1 tRNA gene is annotated in these 283 nt (G+C 40.3%); it reads left to right on the top strand.

The window, feature by feature from the left end:
* Positions 1 to 49 precede the first annotated feature (49 nt).
* Positions 50 to 121 (top strand) — tRNA-Glu (locus SORDD05_RS09690).
* The last annotated feature ends 162 nt before the right edge of the window (positions 122 to 283 follow it).

The raw sequence follows: 283 nt of genomic DNA on the forward strand, positions 1-283 counted from the left end.
TTGACAAAGTTTGAAAAGTAGGTATAATAGAAAGAGTTGAAAAACTCAAGGTCCGTTGGTCAAGGGGTTAAGACACCGCCTTTTCACGGCGGTAACACGGGTTCGAATCCCGTACGGACTATGTGTGTATCGCAGGGATGAAAAAAGTAAAAAAAGTTTCAAAAAAGTGTTGACAGAGGTCAACAGCTGTGATATACTAATATAGTTGTCGCTTGAGAGATTGAGTGACAAAGACCTTTGAAAACTGAACAAGACGAACCAATGTGCAGGGCACTATAACAAA

Origin of the sequence: Streptococcus oralis (assembly GCF_001578705.1) — a bacterium.
GTDB lineage: Bacteria > Bacillota > Bacilli > Lactobacillales > Streptococcaceae > Streptococcus > Streptococcus oralis_J.